Raw genomic sequence first — 231 nt, 5'->3', positions numbered from 1 at the left:
GCTCGATTGCTGGTGCTCGGCCAGTGCTTTGCTCCAGACGCCGGCGACGTCGGCCGAGGTCGACTCGAAACCGCTCGACAATGCGTCCAGTTGCTTCTGCACGGCCTGCGCAACGCTCTCGTGCAGGGCGGCCGACTCACGCGCGAGACCCGCCATGGTCGCGGCCACGACCGGCTGCAACGCAGCCCCGGCAGCGCGAGTGCTATCGGCGACGCTCTCCTTCAACGATTG

General features: G+C 68.0%; 1 protein-coding gene. It reads right to left on the bottom strand.

What is annotated here, in order from left to right; all coding sequences use genetic code 11:
• A partial coding sequence (locus FQ705_RS04580; protein WP_144138232.1) for a DUF802 domain-containing protein occupies window positions 1–231 on the bottom strand: 231 nt, incomplete at both ends.

Origin of the sequence: Paraburkholderia sp. BCC1884, from assembly GCF_900996225.1 — a bacterium.
Lineage (GTDB): Bacteria > Pseudomonadota > Gammaproteobacteria > Burkholderiales > Burkholderiaceae > Paraburkholderia.
The sequence above is the reverse complement of the archived record's forward strand: the minus strand, read 5'-3'. Positions and strand labels throughout refer to the sequence as shown.